Origin of the sequence: Blautia sp. MSK.18.38, assembly GCF_024460535.1 — a bacterium.
Taxonomy (GTDB): Bacteria; Bacillota; Clostridia; order Lachnospirales; family Lachnospiraceae; genus Blautia_A; species Blautia_A fusiformis.
Genome location: NZ_JANFYP010000030.1, coordinates 22,007 through 38,978 on the forward strand (window position 1 = coordinate 22,007; position 16,972 = coordinate 38,978).

Annotated in this window: 13 protein-coding genes and 1 pseudogene; 1 reads left to right on the forward strand and 13 read right to left on the reverse strand. The window is 44.9% G+C overall.

The window, feature by feature from the left end:
- Positions 1–2 precede the first annotated feature (2 nt).
- The 13 genes and pseudogenes from NE638_RS15440 to NE638_RS15495 all read right to left on the reverse strand — a co-directional run bounded on the left by NE638_RS15440 (position 3) and on the right by NE638_RS15495 (position 15,704).
- Positions 3–2,156: a cobaltochelatase CobT-related protein gene (locus NE638_RS15440; RefSeq protein WP_244094867.1), complete on the reverse strand. Its 2,154-nt coding sequence runs from the start codon at positions 2,154–2,156 to the stop codon at positions 3–5.
- A gap of 19 nt (positions 2,157–2,175) precedes the next feature.
- Positions 2,176–3,966 carry a hypothetical protein gene (locus NE638_RS15445; RefSeq protein ID WP_244094868.1) on the reverse strand — a complete coding sequence of 597 codons (1,791 nt, stop codon included), beginning with the start codon at positions 3,964–3,966 and terminating at the stop codon, positions 2,176–2,178.
- A 97-nt stretch (positions 3,967–4,063) separates the two neighbouring features.
- Positions 4,064–6,286 (reverse strand): SF1B family DNA helicase RecD2, encoded by a 2,223-nt coding sequence (gene recD2, locus NE638_RS15450; protein WP_202031313.1) that lies wholly within the window; start codon positions 6,284–6,286, stop codon positions 4,064–4,066.
- Between the two features lie 14 nt (positions 6,287–6,300).
- Entirely contained in the window at positions 6,301–6,921 is a 621-nt protein-coding gene (locus NE638_RS15455) for a hypothetical protein (protein ID WP_117593958.1), read from the reverse strand.
- 23 nt (positions 6,922–6,944) lie between these two features.
- Positions 6,945–7,604, reverse strand: coding sequence for a single-stranded DNA-binding protein (gene ssb / locus NE638_RS15460; RefSeq protein ID WP_110925771.1), 660 nt, complete (start codon positions 7,602–7,604; stop codon positions 6,945–6,947).
- Positions 7,605–7,640: 36 nt separating this feature from the next.
- Positions 7,641–7,949, reverse strand: a complete 309-nt coding sequence (locus NE638_RS15465; RefSeq protein WP_015525087.1) for a hypothetical protein — start codon at positions 7,947–7,949, stop codon at positions 7,641–7,643.
- A 576-nt stretch (positions 7,950–8,525) separates the two neighbouring features.
- Positions 8,526–8,765: a transposase gene (locus tag NE638_RS18470; RefSeq protein WP_110925869.1), complete on the reverse strand. Its 240-nt coding sequence runs from the start codon at positions 8,763–8,765 to the stop codon at positions 8,526–8,528.
- Between the two features lie 258 nt (positions 8,766–9,023).
- Positions 9,024–9,386, reverse strand: a pseudogene (locus NE638_RS15470) (metal-dependent transcriptional regulator); the annotation flags it as partial.
- Between the two features lie 10 nt (positions 9,387–9,396).
- Positions 9,397–11,133, reverse strand: coding sequence for an ABC transporter ATP-binding protein (locus NE638_RS15475; protein ID WP_173746629.1), 1,737 nt, complete (start codon positions 11,131–11,133; stop codon positions 9,397–9,399).
- Between the two features lie 14 nt (positions 11,134–11,147).
- Positions 11,148–12,893: an ABC transporter ATP-binding protein gene (locus NE638_RS15480; protein WP_173746631.1), complete on the reverse strand. Its 1,746-nt coding sequence runs from the start codon at positions 12,891–12,893 to the stop codon at positions 11,148–11,150.
- Complete coding sequence (locus tag NE638_RS15485) at positions 12,890–14,362, reverse strand: ABC transporter ATP-binding protein (RefSeq protein ID WP_097791634.1); 1,473 nt, start codon at positions 14,360–14,362, stop codon at positions 12,890–12,892. Before NE638_RS15485 ends, NE638_RS15480 begins: the two co-directional genes overlap by 4 nt.
- Positions 14,363–14,379: 17 nt before the next feature.
- Positions 14,380–15,120 (reverse strand): energy-coupling factor transporter transmembrane component T, encoded by a 741-nt coding sequence (locus tag NE638_RS15490; RefSeq protein ID WP_114001656.1) that lies wholly within the window; start codon positions 15,118–15,120, stop codon positions 14,380–14,382.
- On the reverse strand, positions 15,120–15,704 hold the full coding sequence (locus NE638_RS15495) for an MptD family putative ECF transporter S component (RefSeq protein WP_118037278.1): 585 nt from the start codon (positions 15,702–15,704) through the stop codon (positions 15,120–15,122). Before NE638_RS15495 ends, NE638_RS15490 begins: the two co-directional genes overlap by 1 nt.
- 200 nt (positions 15,705–15,904) lie before the next feature.
- On the opposite strand from NE638_RS15495, the gene NE638_RS15500 reads away from it, so the two are divergent.
- Positions 15,905–16,897 (forward strand): AraC family transcriptional regulator, encoded by a 993-nt coding sequence (locus NE638_RS15500; RefSeq protein ID WP_114001657.1) that lies wholly within the window; start codon positions 15,905–15,907, stop codon positions 16,895–16,897.
- The last annotated feature ends 75 nt before the right edge of the window (positions 16,898–16,972 follow it).

A 16,972-nucleotide genomic window follows, 5' to 3' on the forward strand; every position in this document is an offset into this window, starting at 1 on the left:
CCTTACCTCCTGATAAAACGCAGCAGTTTCTTTGTCAGAAGAGCCGGAAGCTGTTCAAGATCCGTAATATCCAGAAAAGATTCCTCATAAATTTCCTGAATTGCTTCCTTGTCGCTTCCGATTGCAGCCGCCTGAAAGAATACTCCCTGCTGCAGCAGTTTTTTCCGAATCTTCTGAAGGTCCCTTTTTGCCCCTGTGCCTCCATACTGGTTTGCATTAGGTGCACCATCACTGATCACAAACAGCAGTTTCTGCTTTTCCGGTCGTTCCAAAAGACGGCTGCCAGCATACCACAATGCAGTTCCATCCCGGTTGCTTCCATAAGGCTGCATACCAGCGATCCGGAACCGATCCTTTTCATCCGTTTCAAAATCTGCGCAGCAATGCAGATACACTGTTTCGTCTTTCAGGTTCTCATGCCGGTATCCATCTGTATGATGTCCGCACACCAAAACCGGTATTTCTGATTCCATACAAAAATCATACAGGCAAAGTGCTGCAAGAATGGCATGATCCATCCGTTCCCCACACATGGAAAAAGAATTATCGACCAGCACAGCCACACAGATATCCAGCTTTTTTCCTGGCTGTTGTTTCTTAAATACTGCCCCAGACGGTGCAGCTATGTTTCGAAGATCTACCCGACGTCCAAGAAAAAGCTTATGTTCCGTGCGTTCTTTCTGATTTTTCAATATAGGAAGCAGTTTCAGGCGAAGTCTCTTTTTTACCTGTTTAAGCTGCCCCTCATACTTTTCTGTCTGTAATTTTAAAAAATCTGATATCTCGGTCTTACGGCAAAGTTTTTTCTGTACCAGGTCATGGCCTTCTTCAAACGGTATCTCCATCAATTCCTTTTGAAGATGTTCGAAAATTTCTTTCTGTATCTTCTCGTCAAGCGTCTCTTTCGCCATTTCATAAAGGATTTTTTGCAAGGCATTATCACTGGATGCTTCCGTTTCTGAGGCAGGGATGCCACATTCATTCTGTTTGTCTTCGAAGCCACCAGACTCCCTGACACATTTCGGAAGATTTTCACACAGCTGCTGCAGGAACTTCTGAAGTTCTGCAGTACGCCCGTATTCATGGCCTTCCGTTTCCTGATCCTTTCCGTTTCTTTCTGTTTTGTCTTCTGTTTCCGACCCCTGTTCCGTATCCTCTTTTCTGATCTTATCTTCATTTTGCTCAGTCTGTGCCCCTGTGTTACCCTGCTTTTCTTCCTCCGGTTCTTCTTCGGATTCATTCGGGTTTTCCTTTTGCCCTTCACGCTCTTCCTGTTCTGGCTTTTGCTCTTCATTTTCTGTACTGTTCTTCTCTATTTCATCTATGATTTCCGCAAAATATTTCCAGATCATCAGAAGGATATGGTTGGTGGCAAGATATCTCTCCATGTCATCTGCTGCCTTTCCCGCTTCATCAATGACCGGCATAAGCAGTTTTAGTGTATCAATAAGCTCGTAATCCGCACCATCCCAGGCATTGACCCTTGAAGACAAGGCATACTGTGCACACAGGTTCATAAGAATAGATAACCTGTCTTTCTCCGTTTCCAGCATTTCCCTAAGTGTTGGAAGCCATTCCACATTTCGGTCGCGATTCATAAGGATTCCCCTGCGGATGCTTCCCGGAAAAAGGGCGCACATCTTCTCTTCTATGTACATATCATTCAAAAGATTGCTGAGATAGGATGCTGTCTGCAGAAAGATAGAAAGGATTGCTTTATCTTTTCTTTCAAAGTAGACATTCATTGCATCCAATGCCTCTTTTTCCTGTGCATTTTCCGGTGCTGGCTCCTTTGGATACCAGCTGCCATTTAACATATGCTCGGCATACCTTTTTCTAAGTGCAGAATCCGTATACCGGTAATGTCCGCATTCATGTCCCAGAATCCCGATCAGGCTGTCACTTTTTAATTCCAGTGTCAGAAAACTTGACGTAATCTGGTTTCCAAGATTTACGGCAACAGTTTCTCCCTGATTCCATCCTGCAATCCCTGAATTTTTATCATCGTATAACCGTAATGTAGTCAACTTTCCACCCGTGATTTCATGCCCGATCGAGGTCAAAAGATCACGATACTGCGGCGTATGAAATACTTTTTCCGGTGTCAGTTTTTCTTTCTCTGCACATATCCGTTTCCGGTATAAAGCCTTTTTCATTCGTTTCCTCCATCCGTTTTTAATCCACATCACAATGAGGAAGAAGAAAGACGCGTTCCATAGTTCCCCGTTCTTCCCTGTCCATGGATGCTTTACTGAGCAGTGCTGTCCATGCTGACCTCCTGAGATCATTGGAAACCATGTAACTTAACACCCAGTTTTCCAATTCCCGGTATCCGCATACGCCATCTGTAATGTCCTGTTCGATCAAATATTCATGGATCTTGCAGACCGTGGCAGCCATAAAGGACAGAAGTTCTTTGTTTTTAAACCCGGTTCTTTTCATTGCCCTTTTTGCCATTTCTTCTTCTGTCAGGGCTTCCTTTGGCTGAATCAGATTCATTCGGGAAAGAACTGACTGGTTGAAGTTCTGACAGCCAACATAATCCAGATTGGTGGTCATGATCACAATGGTATCCGGATTTCTCCGTATCTGTTCTCCATTTACCAGATCGGTTACAGCTCCATCGTCAAACAGGGAGTTTAATCTCGTAAGTGTCCCAGGTTTTTCAATCATGGCCGGCTCCTGAATTTCAATCACAGATGGTTCCCTGCATGCCTTTACGATTTCTGATTCTTTTAATAGAAAGTCTTTTTCATTTTTCGACTTTTCATAGCCTTTTTCATAAACTGCTTTCAGGATCTCCCGAAAAGCTTTTTCCCGGCTGATCCCCTCCTCATAAATGCCATTTACCGTTGCAAGAGCTGAAGCCGGATCCATTTCAATGTCTTCCAGACGTGGCAATTCCATTTCCAGATGTGCTGTTCCGCCCATATTTGGCACGGTGGTCGCTAAAAGTTCCAGTTCATCCGTTCCAGGTCCACAGGTGAACACATAATATGGAAGCCCTAATATCTGGGCGATCATTCTGGCATCCGTTGTCTTTCCAGTACCGGCATCGCCTGTCAGCATAAACAGCCTTGCCGGTGTCTTATCCACCATCTGCAGGATTTCTTCAGCTTCCTTACTTACCAGATAGTCTTCTGGAAGCGAAGGGATCCTTTCTTTTGTCCTTTCATTTACATCCCATCTGCCAGAGTAGATCTGTTTTAATTCAAAAAGTGTTCTTTTTGTCTTCTCATTTACAGGCAAAAGCACATGAAACTTTCCATAGATTTCATCGTTTGGTGCATATACCCCGGCCGCAATTTTATATTCCAGAAGCACATCCTCCAGTTCCTCTGCACGGAACTGGCTCTTTTCCAGCGGGATTGCCTGCTGCGGATTTGCTATTACTTCGCAGTACATGGCATCGCAGCAGATAAATGCCGCCCGCAGTGCAGCTTCCTTGTCTTCCCATTCCTTTTTTTCCTGTTCTTCAAGTATGTAGAAATTTTTTTGGAACTCTTCGTTAAATAAAGGATTATCCGGGACCAGATTGGCATAAGCTAAAAGGGCCAGGTACTGCTCGCCTGTGTTTTTGCCCTCCCGGATTCCCGGAAGCTTCTCGTTTTTTTCTTCTGTCTTTAAAATCCCACTGAAACGTCCGTTTTTCGAATTATAAGTCATTACATACTTTCCCTGATTTCCAGGATATTCCATGCAGAAATAATTTATGGTATCCCTGCCCCTTTGTATACCGGCAGCACCAGAGTCTTTTTCTTTCCGGATCTGAATCAGTGTCAGAAGTGCATGTAACGTAGGTCCATGAAGGCGGGAGACTTTTCCCTGCTTCCTGATATTTCGCATGGAACAATCCGCTTCATCATAGCTGACTCGTTTTTTCCCTGCTTTTTCCAACATCATCCGAAATGGGTTCGGAATGGGTTCTTTCATAATCCATGGTGCATAAAAACAAAGATCTGGCATTTTTTTCCCTCCTCTTTCATTATGTGATTTTCTGCATACGAAGGAAAGAAACAGGCAGAGCATTGGTTTTTTCCAACGTCTGCCTGTCATTCATTCTTTATGCGCTCTTTTCCTGTTCCAGGATTGCTTCATATATTTTTCGGATACGGTACCCAAACATGGTGTTTCGCCGGCTGATGTAATCCGTCCGGATAGCCTGTGCGATTGCACGTTTGCTTCCCACAATTATAAACCTTTCTCTGGCTCTTGTTACTGCTGTATAGAAAATGTTTCTGCGAAGCATCCATCGGAAACATGGAAGCATTGGAAGGATTGCCATCGGATATTCACTGCCCTGAGCCTTATGTACCGTAATCGCATATGCCAGTGTCAGCGGCCAATAGTCTTCCTCCTGATATTCCATGACCCGGCCATCCCCAAAATCTACACGCATGACCATTTTTTGATCTTTCCGAAAAATCCCTATGACTTCTCCAATGTCGCCATTTGCTACTTCATCGTTGTTTTTTGTCTGCATGACCCGGTCACCTTCCCGGTAAGTATTCCTGCCATTTGTGATTTCCGGATAACCGAAACGCTTTGGATTCGCAATGTCACGCAATACCAGATTCAATGCATCCGTACCTGCTTCCGTATCTTTTCGAAGCGGTGACATCACCTGCACTTCTTCCAGAGAACCGTTTCTCTGCAGTACTTCTTTTCGATAGATTTTCTGTATCTTTCGCGAAGCCTCCTCCGGTGTGGAAGCCGGAATAAACTGAAAGGTATCATCAAACACCAGATCCAGCTGATTCTTATTGATCTTAATGGCATTCTGGCTGATGGTGGAATTCCCTTCCTGTCGGAAACATTCATCTAAGACAGTTACCGGAAATACGCCGGAATCAATGATCTCCTGAAATACTTTTCCAGGCCCTACGGATTCGATCTGATCTTTATCACCCACCAGGACCAGTCTGGCACCGGATTTAATACTGGCAAACAGTTTGTCCGCCAGATACATATCGACCATGCTGAACTCATCTGCTATGATCAGGTCATCTGGAATTGGCTGCTCGTTCTTCCATTCTTCCTCTCCAGCTTCTCCGGTAAGCCCTATGGATTTATGGATCGTCATTGCTGGATACTCTGTACATTCCCGCATTCGCCTTCTGGCGATGCCTGTAGGTGCACATAAAAGGATCACCGCATTTTTATCCAATGCTTCCTGTACAGCAATGATGAAACGGATCACCGTAGTCTTTCCTCTGCCGGGTCCCCCTGTAATGATGGATACCGGGTTTTCAAAGACATTTTTTACTGCCACCTGCTGTTTCGCATTCAAAATAATATCCTGTTCTTTCTGGATCTTTCTTAAAATACGGTCAACATTTACAGCCATTCCAGTCTGCATATGAAGCCTGACTAATGCAGCAGCAGCTCCCAGTTCGGCCTGGAAGCTTTTGCGTGTATAAAACCCTCCATCGTGGCAGATCAGGCTCCCATCTGTATGGATCATATCATTGCCTGCATCCCGGATTGCCCGTTCAGAGACCGTTGAAACATCTTTGTTATGATTTAAAAGTTTTTCGACACGTTCAATGATGTCCTCTCTTTTTAAATACAAATGTCCTTCGCCTTCTGCTTCTGACATAATATGCAGAATAGCAGCTTTGATACGAAGGGGATCATCTGCACGGAAATGTTTTGCCTTTACTGCAATCTGGTCAACAGTCAGAAATCCAAATCCATGAATCTCACAGAGCCGGAAAGGATCCTCTTTCACGATCATAACTGCAGCAGGACCAAATTTTTCCTGTATTTTTGAAACTTTTGCAGGAGTCACGCCAAAAGGGGACAAATACATCATCAGTTCCCGGATAGAACTGCTTTTTTGATATCCTTCCAAAATATCATCTAAGCGTTTCTGGGTAATTCCTTTTACCTGAAGAAGTTTCTCCGGGCTGTCATTAAAAACATTCAGTGTGTCTTCCCCAAACGTTTCCACGATGCGGGCTGCCATTGCCGGTCCGATCCCTTTGATCAGGGATGACGACAAATAAGTCCGAATACCTTCTTTTGTGGTTGGCATGGTTACTGAAAAATTGCTCACACTATACTGCATTCCATATTTTGTGGGTTTCCAGTCTCCCGTCAGTTCCACATCCAGGCCTTCGTTTGTCGGAAGTTCGGTTCCAAATGCCTGAAATATTCCATAATTTCCATTCTTTTGTTTTTTTACTTCCTCCGGTAAATCTTCATTGGTCATGTAGGAAGCTACCGTATATCCACTTCCTGCATTATAATAGATCCGCCGGATGGCTTTACAGCAAATGCTCATGTTCCAGCTCCTCTCTACCATGAAATCCAGAGATAATTATTGCATCCCATACTGGTGATGAAACCATCCTTCTTTAGTTTTTCCCGGATCACCTCTGTCTGTCCAAAAGGATAACCTTTTAAAATTCCAATCCTTCGATATTTCCTTTTTCCAATGGAAATACTGCAGATTCCTTCCCTGTTTACTGAAAAACGGTTTCGATTTTCAGATTCCAGAGTTTTCCGAATCGCCTGGATCCGCTCAAAGCCTTCCTTTTCGTACCATATGGCAGCCTGTGCCCTGCATCTTGCCTGCTTCTCCTGATTATCGAAATTTACCGTTTCCGATCCCTTCTCATGATTTTTCGGTAAATCCTCGGTCTTTTCAGCATCTGCATGTACTTTACGGGCATCTGCATGTTTTTTTTGCTGCTTATTGTCATCATCATTCTCATTCGTTTCCTCCTTGTCCTTTTTCATAATAAATTTTTCATAGAAAAACAATCCTGCTGCAACCGGAATGACTAATGAAAGGGACTGTATGATCACTGCCAGAAATACCGGCCATAAAAATGGTGATACTAACAGACCAAAAATTCCAGTTATCACGCACAGCTGTTTATGTGCAGACAACCATTTGTTCATTTTCTCTATCATAAGCATTTCCTCCTATGATTTGCTCAGTCAAAATCCAGTTTTTCATCATCTGTTTCCATGTACCGGTCATCAATATCCTGACTACGCTCCCGGCTTCTTGCCGAAGTTCCTCTGGATCTTGTCCCGCCAGAATTTGATCTCCGTCTATCATCTGATGCATCTGTCCTGGTATTGTTTCTGTATCTTCCACTTTCACGTTCCCTGTCATAGTCACGGTCATCCATTTCTGCTGCTCTTTCACTTCTAGTGCTTCTGGAAGCTGAACGCTGGTTTTCTGCACGGTCAGAACGGTTTCGATTAGAAGATGCCCTTGTTTCTCTTTCCGGCTCTTCCCGCTCGTCATTTCCAGATTCTAAAGCTTTCTTACTTTCTGCAAAAGAAATCTCTTCTATCATAAGCCGCATGCCGTAGACATTTTCACCAGCCCGATTCTTGTAGTTGTCATTCTGCATACGACCTTCTACCAGAATCTTGATACCCTTAAACAAATATTTTTCCGCGAACTCTGCTTTTCTGCCAAAAGCCGTACAGCTGAAGAAATCTGCTTCCGGATCTCCTCTTCGTACAAATTTCCGGTTTACCGCCAAGCGAAAGTTTGCGATGGCAAGTTCTCCATTCTCTGTCTGTGTGTAGCGTAAATCAGGCTCATTTACTACTCGTCCCATCATGATTGATTTGTTCATAATTGTCCTCCCATAACCTTATAAAGTTTTCCAGTTTCATTCCAGATGTTCCCGCATACATTTGACTAATGCTCCCATACCATTTTTTCGGATCTCGCGGGCAGCAGAGTCAGCCGTACATAAATTTTTTGCCATCTCCAGTGATTCTTCTCCCGGATGTGTTGCAAACAATACCGGTATCAGATAAAACAGAGATTTTTTGACCAGCATATCATATGCCATCTTAAAAGATTCAGGCGAAGTTTCCTTTCCATCTGGATTACATACAATCTGCCATACTCCTGGATATTCGATAATCCATTCAAGAAGGTGCACGACCTCCTTTTCCATCTTTTTTCGTTTCATAACGCCCTCCTTGCATTCTGAGTTTCCTTGTGTTTTTTTGTGATCCTCCTTTCCTTATTTGCTGATCTGTACTTGTTGTCTGCCATATTTTTGCAACAAAAAAAGGCCATTTAGAAATTTTCATTCTAAATGACCTTATTTATTACAAAGGCAGGAGGCTTTTGGCTCCTTAATGTTTTACTTCCGGTCAGATCCGGAACCAGCGTTTCTTATCTGTGTTTACAGATACAAATACAAATCTCACAATCATATTAACACAAGATATTGTTGGCGTCAATCGCACTTTTTCTATATTTTGTATTTGGATCATTCAAAGATTTACGATATCTATTCATCAAAAACACCTTTCGTATTCTATAAGATGAGTCAACGTTTCTTCTTATATAGAACCACTATCACAAAACAAATAAATACCGCTAAATTTCCAAATATAGAAAATATAAGCTCCCATAATGGATGATTAAAATACCCCATTATTATTCCAATGAATACCAACACTTCTGCATAACACTTCCGCTTTCAATAATTCAAAACTGTTTCTGCCATACATTATTCGTTTTATAACTTTGATTTTATTTACACTACCTTCTGCAAGCCGTTATTATACGAATATATGATTCCGTTTTTTACAGCAGTTAAGTCCTTTTTTACACCGTTTATAAATGTTTGAAATTCAGGAATATCATATTTTTGTGCTGTATTGATCCATTCGTCTAATTTTGCAGCATTTTTTGAGAATATAACGTTACAAAAATCTTTGGTTAATGTATACAGCTCACTTAATAAAGGATATTTTTTAATACTTCCTGATACTATTTTACAGTGATTGTTCCTATATCCTCAAGTTTTTTACAAATCAGCTGGCACAAAGCTTTCCTTTGCACATATTCAGAATGCGGCTTCTCCGTTTCCTTCTGTTCATGCATTCATGTTCTTTCTTTTTGTATAAACATTCGTAACGATAATAAGAACCGTCTTGCCTTTTACCAGTCTGGATATTGCGTTTTGAATTTCAGTCGTCCTTTTCCCTTCTACGGACTTTACGACATAGGCCGTAAACAAATTCAGTAATAATCTATTTTTTTCTTTCTGTTCTTTCAATTTTGGGAAACTCTGATCGCTAATTACGTGTTCCATTTTACAGGCATCTGTTTCTGCCTGTCGTGGATCCACGCCAGCTTCTATTAGTTCTTCCGTAAAAAAGCGGTGTCGCTCATAAATTTTTTCAGCTACCACTTTCCCTTGACTCGTCAAGTACAAAAAGTGATTCTCATCTATAGTTAAAAACCCTTCTTTTAAAATATTAACCGCATGGCATACGCTGGGCTTTGATACTTCCATATGTCGAGCGATGTCTACCGAGCGGACGCTTCCAAATTTTTTATAGAGAACCAAAATTGCTTCTAAAAAATCTTCTCCAGATGCATAAAGGTTCATAAGTCCTCCTTTACTGAGCCAGCTTCCAGCCGATGGCCTCCTGTCTGGCCGATACAAAATCGGCATACAGGCCCTTTTGCTGGATCAGCTCCGCATGAGTGCCGCGCTGGACGATATGAGCGTTGTCCAGTACAAGGATCTGATCGGCGTTGCGGACGGTTTTCAGACGGTGGGCAATCATGATGATGGTCTTGTCATGGGTCAATGCCTCGATAGCCCGCTGCAATTCATCCTCATTCTCCGGGTCAACGCTGCTTGTTGCCTCGTCCAAAATGATGATAGGTGCGTCCTTCAGCATGGCGCGGGCGATGGAAATCCGCTGTTTCTCGCCGCCGGACAAAGTACCGCCTCCCTCGCCAATCACGGTGTCATAGCCATCCGGCAGGGCAGAAATAAAGTTATGGCAGCAAGCCTTTTTCGCCGCTTCAACCACTTGTTCATGGGTAGCATCCGGGCAGCCAAACTTGATATTGTTCTCAATCGTATCTGCAAAGAGGTATACGCTCTGGAACACCATCGAGATATTCTTCATCAGGCTGTCCAGCTTGAAATCTCGTACATCCGTACCGCCTATGGTAATCTTCCCGGCATTCACATCCCAAAAACGGGCAATCAGGTTGCACATCGTTGTCTTTCCTGCCCCGGAAGGGCCGACAATGGCCGTAGTCGTTTTTTCGGTAATGGTAAAGCTGACCTGATCTAATATCTTACGGTCTGCGTAGGAAAAATCCACCTTGTTAAACACAATCTCGCTGGACTTCGGCGTAATATCAGCGCCTTTCTCGTCCATTACCGGCGTGTCATCAATGGAGTTTGCCGTATCCATCGAGGCCGCCAGCATTTGCAGCAAAGAGGCCATATTCCCGGCGTTCTCCAAATCGTTGAACACCATGAAAGAAGCAATCACCAAAATCAGACCGTAGACCAGCGGCAGGGAGCCGTCCAGCCAGAACCAGACCGAGGCCAAAAGCAACAGGACGCTGAACACTCGGACAACAGCCTGTTTGATAGCGTCATAGGGAACGCTGGCCTTTGTCAATTTCAGGTTATCCCGGCAGCTCGCCTTAATTGCACTGCCGATAGACTGCGTGCTGTCCTGTTCCAGTCCAAATGCTTTGACAATCCCCATCCCCTGAATGTACTCCAACACAGACTCCACAAGGGACTCCTGTGTGTGCTGGCGTACCCCGCTGAGCGCGGCAGATTTGCGAAGCGCCAGTTCCGCCGCCGCAAGGTAAATCAGGACACCGGCAGCGGCCACAAGACCGATCCGCCAGTCAAATACCAACAGGACGATGACGAGGGCAACCGAGTTGAAAAAACCGCCCAGCACTGACACCAGGACACGGGCTGCTGAGTTCTCTACATCACCCAAAGTTGTTGTGACAATGGCGGTAATATTCCCGATACTATTCTTGTTGAAGTAGCCCATCGGGATGTAGCGCAGCCGATCTCCGATGTGGATACGCTTTTCCGCCACCATGCAATAGCCGGTTTCCGTCTGCTCCATCGTGGAAAAATAGGTCGTGATGATACGCCCAATGAGGGAAACGGCCATAATTCCCAGCGAAATGCAGATAAACTTTCCGTCCCGGTTGTCAGATACTAACGCGCCGATCACTACAAAGAGGGCGGCAAACTGCATGGCTGAAAACAGCCCGGACAGGAATGAAAATAACAGGGATTTTTTTAGAAGCCCCTTTTTGCTGCCTGCAAAAGCAAAGATTTTTTTCAATGTTCCATACATCTGACAACACCCCCTTACATCTGGTCTTTCGCGCCGATGTGCGCCTGCCACATATCCCGGTAGAGGGGGCAGGTTTCCAGCAGCTTCTCATGCGTACCCTGTGCGTGGATGGTTCCATCCTTCACCACAACGATGTTATCTGCGCCAACAATGGTAGACAGCCGGTGTGCGATCACAATCAGGGTCTTGCCGACAGTTAAAGTGGAAATGGCTTTCTGCACCAGCGCCTCATTCTCTGGGTCGATATAGGCAGTTGCCTCGTCCAAAATGACAACCGGCGCATTTTTCAGCATGGCGCGGGCGATGGCAATCCGCTGGCGTTCACCGCCGGAAAGATGGGAACCGGCGCTGCCGACAACCGTATCATAGCCGTTGTCCAGCTTGCGGATAAAGGCGTCGCAGCCGCTTTGTTTGGCTGCCTGCTCCACCTCTGCGTCCGTGGCACTGGGTCTTCCCATGCGGATATTCTCCCGGATACTGCGGTTAAACAGGTAGTTGTCCTGAGATACATAGGAAATCTGGTCTGCAATTTCAGACAGCGGCATATCCTTCAGCTCATGGCCGCCGAGGGTAATGCTGCCGGATGTAACATCCCAATACCCGGCAATCAGCTTCGCCACCGTAGACTTGCCGGAGCCGGACGGCCCTACAAGGGCGGTCATGGTTCCGGGGTGGATGGCGAGATTCACATCATGCAAAACCTCTGTTGTCCCGTCATAGGAAAACGACACAGACCTAAGAGAAATTCCGGTATTTTCCAGCTTGATTGGCGTTTCTTTATGGTTCAGTTCTTCGGCGTTCAGAAGCTGGCTGATTTCTTCCACATTTGTCCCCAGTACAGCCAAATCGTCCGTAAAGGTAAAGGCCGCAATAATCGGCCCAACAAGGCCCAGAGAGAAAATCACAATGGACAGGAAGGTGGAAAGTTCCAGGCTTCCGGAGAGCCAGAACGAAAAGCCGCAGGGCAGTACGCAGATCAGCACCGAGGGCAGGATGGCGTTATAGGCGCTCATGGTTTTCTGATTTTCCCGCATCCAGTCCACATAGTAGTTGGCGTTGTAATTCACCGCGTCAGAATATTTTTTGTAGGAACCGGCGGATTGGCTGAACGCTTTCACCACCTCAATGCCTCCGATATATTCCACGATGGCGTCTGTCATCTGCTTGCCTGCCTTGACAGCACCCTCCCACTTGACGGGATAGTTTTTCATACCGGCGGACATAACCACAAGGCCCACCACGAGAGTGACAAGGGACAAAAGCGCCATACGCCAGTCCAGAATAAGCAGGTACACGACAATCACAATAGGAACCAGCACATTTGCGGTCATTTCCGGGATCAGGTGTGCAAAGGTCGGCTCCATTCCCTCCACCCGGTCAACAATCGTCGTTTTGTACTGGCCGGACGGAGTATCTAAAATCGTCCCCATCGGGACGCGAGCCAACTTTGCGGTGATATTCTCCCGCAGATCACGCAGCGTGTAATAGGTCGCTGTGTGGGAAATGACTGTTGAAAGATTGGCGAAAACAACCTTTCCCAAATAACCGCACAATGCAACGATACAGGCCGTCATATAACTGGAAAAATCCTGCTCTCCCGACAGCATCAGTGTGACAATATGCGCCACGCAGAAATAGGGCACCATCTGGCAGGCCACGCCTAATACCGCAAGGATAATACTGCCGATGAATTTCCCGTGATAGGGCTTGCCCCATCCCCATAAGACGCCTATGGGCGACTCTTTCTTTTCTTCCTTCATTTTGTAGGCACCCCCTTTATAAAATAGTTTCGGATTTTTTCAAGACCGGCCTCATCCATTTGAAATTTGTCGATGATGGAACCGTCCTCAAAATGGACAATATCCGTACAACAATCTAAAAGCAGCTCAAGATCATGGGTAATGACATACAAGGTAATGCCTGCATCCCTGACTTGTTTCAAGACATTGGCAACCTCTTTCATGTGTTTGTAATCAAGACCGCTGGTCGGTTCGTCAAAAAATAAGATAGAACGCTTGGAGGCGATTGCCGAGGCAATTGCTACCCGCTGCTTTTGGCCGCCGGAAAGGGACATAGGGTGTCTGTCTTTGAAGCCGATTAAATCTAACTCGGCAAGAATTTCCTCAGCCCACTCCTGATTTTCCTCCTCCATACTGATCAGGACTTCATCCAGCACAGTTTCCGTGAAAAGCTGGTGATTGACTTCCTGCATCACCATGTAGCAGGTATTTAGTCTGTCTTTAGGCCGATAAGTTCTGCCGTTCCAGATCACCTCACCGCAGCGCTTTTCAAGGCCGCAGAAACACCGGGAGAAGGTGGACTTTCCAGCTCCATTATTCCCGATGATCCCGACAATACGATTTGCGGGGATTTTACTTTCCCGGATGTGCAGCGTTTCCGGTTCGTTTTTGTAGGCAAAGCAGAAATTGTGAAGTTCCATTTGCTGACCGGCCTGGGGCAATGCTTTCGGCGGCAACAAATCTTCAAGAATAAAGGTACGCAGCCCCAACTTGGCTCTCTGTTGCTCCGTCAGGCTCTCAAACTCCGCTGCGGAGTAATCTTTTTCCACCTTTCCGCCGGTAATATAGATAAAACGATCCGCAAGACCGCGCAGATAGTAGAGCCGATGCTCTGACACTATAATTGTTTTCCCCTGCGACTTCCAAAACGCAAGTATTGCTCTCAGATCCAGGATAGAGGAAGCATCCAGGTTGGATGACGGCTCATCCATAACCAGCACATCCGGCTCCATGATGGATACCCCGGCACAGGCAATTTTTTGCTTTTCCCCGCCGGAGAGATGAAAGATATTGCGTCCCATCAATTTCTCCAGGCGGAAATCCCGGATGGTCTTATCTAATCGTTCCCGAATACTTTGCTCCGGCTGGCCGAGATTTTCACATCCGAATGTGATTTCGCTGGTTGTGTCCACATTGAAAAATTGTGAGCGGGGGTTTTGAAACACGCTACCAACCGTTTTCGCGGTATCATAAAGGGGCTGTTCCGAAACCTTTGCCCCATTTACCCACACTTCTCCATTCATTTTTCCTTCATAGTAATGGGGAATCAGACCGTTGATCAGCCTGGTAATTGTCGTTTTTCCACAGCCGCTTTCGCCGCAAAGTACGACGCATTGACCGTCCTCTACGGTCAGATTTATATCATGGACTCCACCAGCGTTCTCGTTTTCTTCTCCATAAGAGAAAGTCACATGGTCAATCCGTATCATAGGTTCACCCCCTCCCGTCAAAAAGAAATCTGCTGCTGAAACAAAAACAAGGCAAAACAGATAACGCAAAACAGAATCGCAATCAAATCTTGAACATGGAAACCGATCTGGCACACGTTTGTACGTTTAACGGTGGCTCCAAGCCCCCGTGTCAACGCAGCAGCAGAAAGTTCATCACCAATCTTCACAACGGACACCATCAAAGGAACAAGGCGATATTCCAACATCAGGAAAGGATTTTTCCCGCCGAATCGTATGCCCCGCATTTTCATTGCATCCCGGATGGCCTGATATTCTTCGCTGATGGTTGGGAAAAAGCGAAAAATGACAGACATTGGAATCACGATTTTTTCCGTGATGTGCATACGCTCCATTGCGCCGATAAACTCACTGATCGAAGTAGATGAGATCAGATAGGCACCTGTCATAATGCCGGGCGCAAACCGCGTCATGATAGATGTCACTGCCAGCACGATGAACGAGAGTAATCCGCTCAAACTCGTAAGGGCAATCCGTTCCAGCATAAAGCAAACCGCATATAGCACCAGATATTTTCCTGCTGTTTTGAAACGGCGTTCCGACAAAATCAGAGCAAAGGGGACAAGGCTTAGACACGGCTTAACGATGTTCATAATTCCTTCGTTACTGGTACTGAACATCAGTGTTGTAATCGTCAGCAGCAGAATGAGCTTTGTCCGGGGATCAAGCAGGATTCCTTTTCTTTTTTCGGTTGTTGCTGAAAATGATAGCCCGTTCATCACGCAATGCCCGCTTTAGCAAAATGCTTTTTCAGAAGCGCCTTACCTAAAAGTCCGCCCAGGATCGCAAAAATGAAGATTCCGGCGATTACCAGAATAATGCTCCACATAGGCATAACAGCCATTACCCTGTCAGCGTATTCCTCACCAAAGCTGGCCGCAAAACTGGCCCAGGAATCCTCAACCATGAAATACATGGGGATATATGTACCAACCATCCAAAGGCTGAACACCGCATACCCGATCAGGCTCTTCTTGGCGCTTTTATAACCGCCGGATTTCAAGATCAGATCTCCCAGCAGCCCAAAAATCACGCCCATCGGTACACCCCAAAATCCCATACCAGTCAGCCCCATCAGCAGGCCGCTTAAAATTCCCATAATTGTAACCATGCCGAATTTTTTAACTCTGGTCAAGAACAGCATGAACGGGATGCCGGTAATCAAAGACCACAATGCTCCGAGGATCGGCAAAAAGATAGGTACAAAGCCGACGGGAATGGCGACACAGCAGCCAATCACAAAGTAGAGAACGGTGAAAAGGCCGAGGTTAATCAGGTCTTTTGCTTGTAACTTGTTACTCATAACGAATACCTCCATTCATTTGCTGGTTAGCGTTTTCTAACCTCTCTATAAGATACCATAGTTAGCAGTAGCTCTCTACAACCAATCATCTTTTTGGCTCCAAACAGCAACGAGTTTTTTTATTGACTGACTTCGCTTACAATTCTATAATATGATTAAAATCAAGGGCAATGAGCCAGACAAATCGACAGGAGTTAAAAATGAAGATTGATGATATTATTAGAAAATGTATTGAAATTCCCGGCGTTTCAATAAAACGTAGCGAGTTCAACGCAGAACTACTTATGAAAACTAAGGAAGGAAAAGGGTCTATGACGTTTTTTCAACTTTTCCCCGGACTTACTATTGCGTATATTTTTATAAATTCTCCGACGTGGGCAGCTCCAAATTTGGGTGAAGATAGTTTCATTAAAAAAGGGCCTTTGCTCCTAAACTATTGCGTGACTGGCCGTTGCGAGATTATCTTGAATAACGGAAACTTTGTATATGTGAAAGATGGAGATATTTCTCTCACGGAGTGTTTTGCCCAAAAGCAATATGTCTATCCTCGCCGTATCTATGAGGGAATGGAGCTTTTTGTTGATACTAATACACTGGCAACAGAGAGTACATGGATACAAAAAGAGTTTGGCATAGACATTCCTAAAATCATTGAACTTTTTTGCCCAAACGATAACACTTATATCTCAGCAGTTACTCCTGAAGTTGAAGAAATATTGATTAAGCTCTGGGAACTTTTTGATATTGTGCCTCCGTTTTCGATTTCTCAAATGAAGATCTATGTTCTGGCTCTATTTTCATTACTACAAAATCTTAACAATATCCCCCCATCGCAAGCCTGCACATTTTTTACTGAAACACAGGTAGATATAGCAAAACGTGTTGAAAAAATTATCACTTCCGATTTGCGGCAACATCATCCTGCATGGGAATTGGCAGCTCAGTTTTCTGTCAGCGAAACCAGCTTAAAAAACTATTTTCGTGGCGTTTTTGGTCAAAATATTTCCATCTATCTACGGGAAGTCCGAATGAAAAAAGCTGCAGAGTTACTGACTTCTACAAGATTGTCCGTTGCAGAAATAGCAGAGTTGGTCGGCTATATGAATCAAAGCAAATTTGCATCAGTTTTCAAAAAACAATTCGGCCTATCGCCATTGGAATACCGGCGGTCAAAGAATTTGGAAAACCGATAAGAACAAAGCCGGGATTTGCCGAGAGTATGAAACTTTTTCTGTAAAATAATGTTTAGAAGGTTCTTCTATGATAAA

Excerpts from the sequence above, each read along its gene's own strand:
- NE638_RS15495 (WP_118037278.1), bottom strand. The coding sequence starts at position 15,704 with ATGAGTAACAAGTTACAAGCAAAAGACCTGATTAACCTCGGCCTTTTC.
- NE638_RS15455 (WP_117593958.1), bottom strand. The coding sequence starts at position 6,921 with ATGATAGAGAAAATGAACAAATGGTTGTCTGCACATAAACAGCTGTGC.
- ssb (WP_110925771.1), bottom strand. The coding sequence starts at position 7,604 with ATGAACAAATCAATCATGATGGGACGAGTAGTAAATGAGCCTGATTTA.
- NE638_RS15490 (WP_114001656.1), bottom strand. The coding sequence starts at position 15,120 with ATGAACGGGCTATCATTTTCAGCAACAACCGAAAAAAGAAAAGGAATC.
- NE638_RS15475 (WP_173746629.1), bottom strand. The coding sequence starts at position 11,133 with ATGTATGGAACATTGAAAAAAATCTTTGCTTTTGCAGGCAGCAAAAAG.
- NE638_RS15500 (WP_114001657.1), top strand. The coding sequence starts at position 15,905 with ATGAAGATTGATGATATTATTAGAAAATGTATTGAAATTCCCGGCGTT.
- NE638_RS15445 (WP_244094868.1), bottom strand. The coding sequence starts at position 3,966 with ATGCCAGATCTTTGTTTTTATGCACCATGGATTATGAAAGAACCCATT.
- NE638_RS15480 (WP_173746631.1), bottom strand. The coding sequence starts at position 12,893 with ATGAAGGAAGAAAAGAAAGAGTCGCCCATAGGCGTCTTATGGGGATGG.
- recD2 (WP_202031313.1), bottom strand. The coding sequence starts at position 6,286 with ATGAGCATTTGCTGTAAAGCCATCCGGCGGATCTATTATAATGCAGGA.
- NE638_RS15485 (WP_097791634.1), bottom strand. The coding sequence starts at position 14,362 with ATGATACGGATTGACCATGTGACTTTCTCTTATGGAGAAGAAAACGAG.
- NE638_RS15440 (WP_244094867.1), bottom strand. The coding sequence starts at position 2,156 with ATGAAAAAGGCTTTATACCGGAAACGGATATGTGCAGAGAAAGAAAAA.
- NE638_RS15465 (WP_015525087.1), bottom strand. The coding sequence starts at position 7,949 with ATGAAACGAAAAAAGATGGAAAAGGAGGTCGTGCACCTTCTTGAATGG.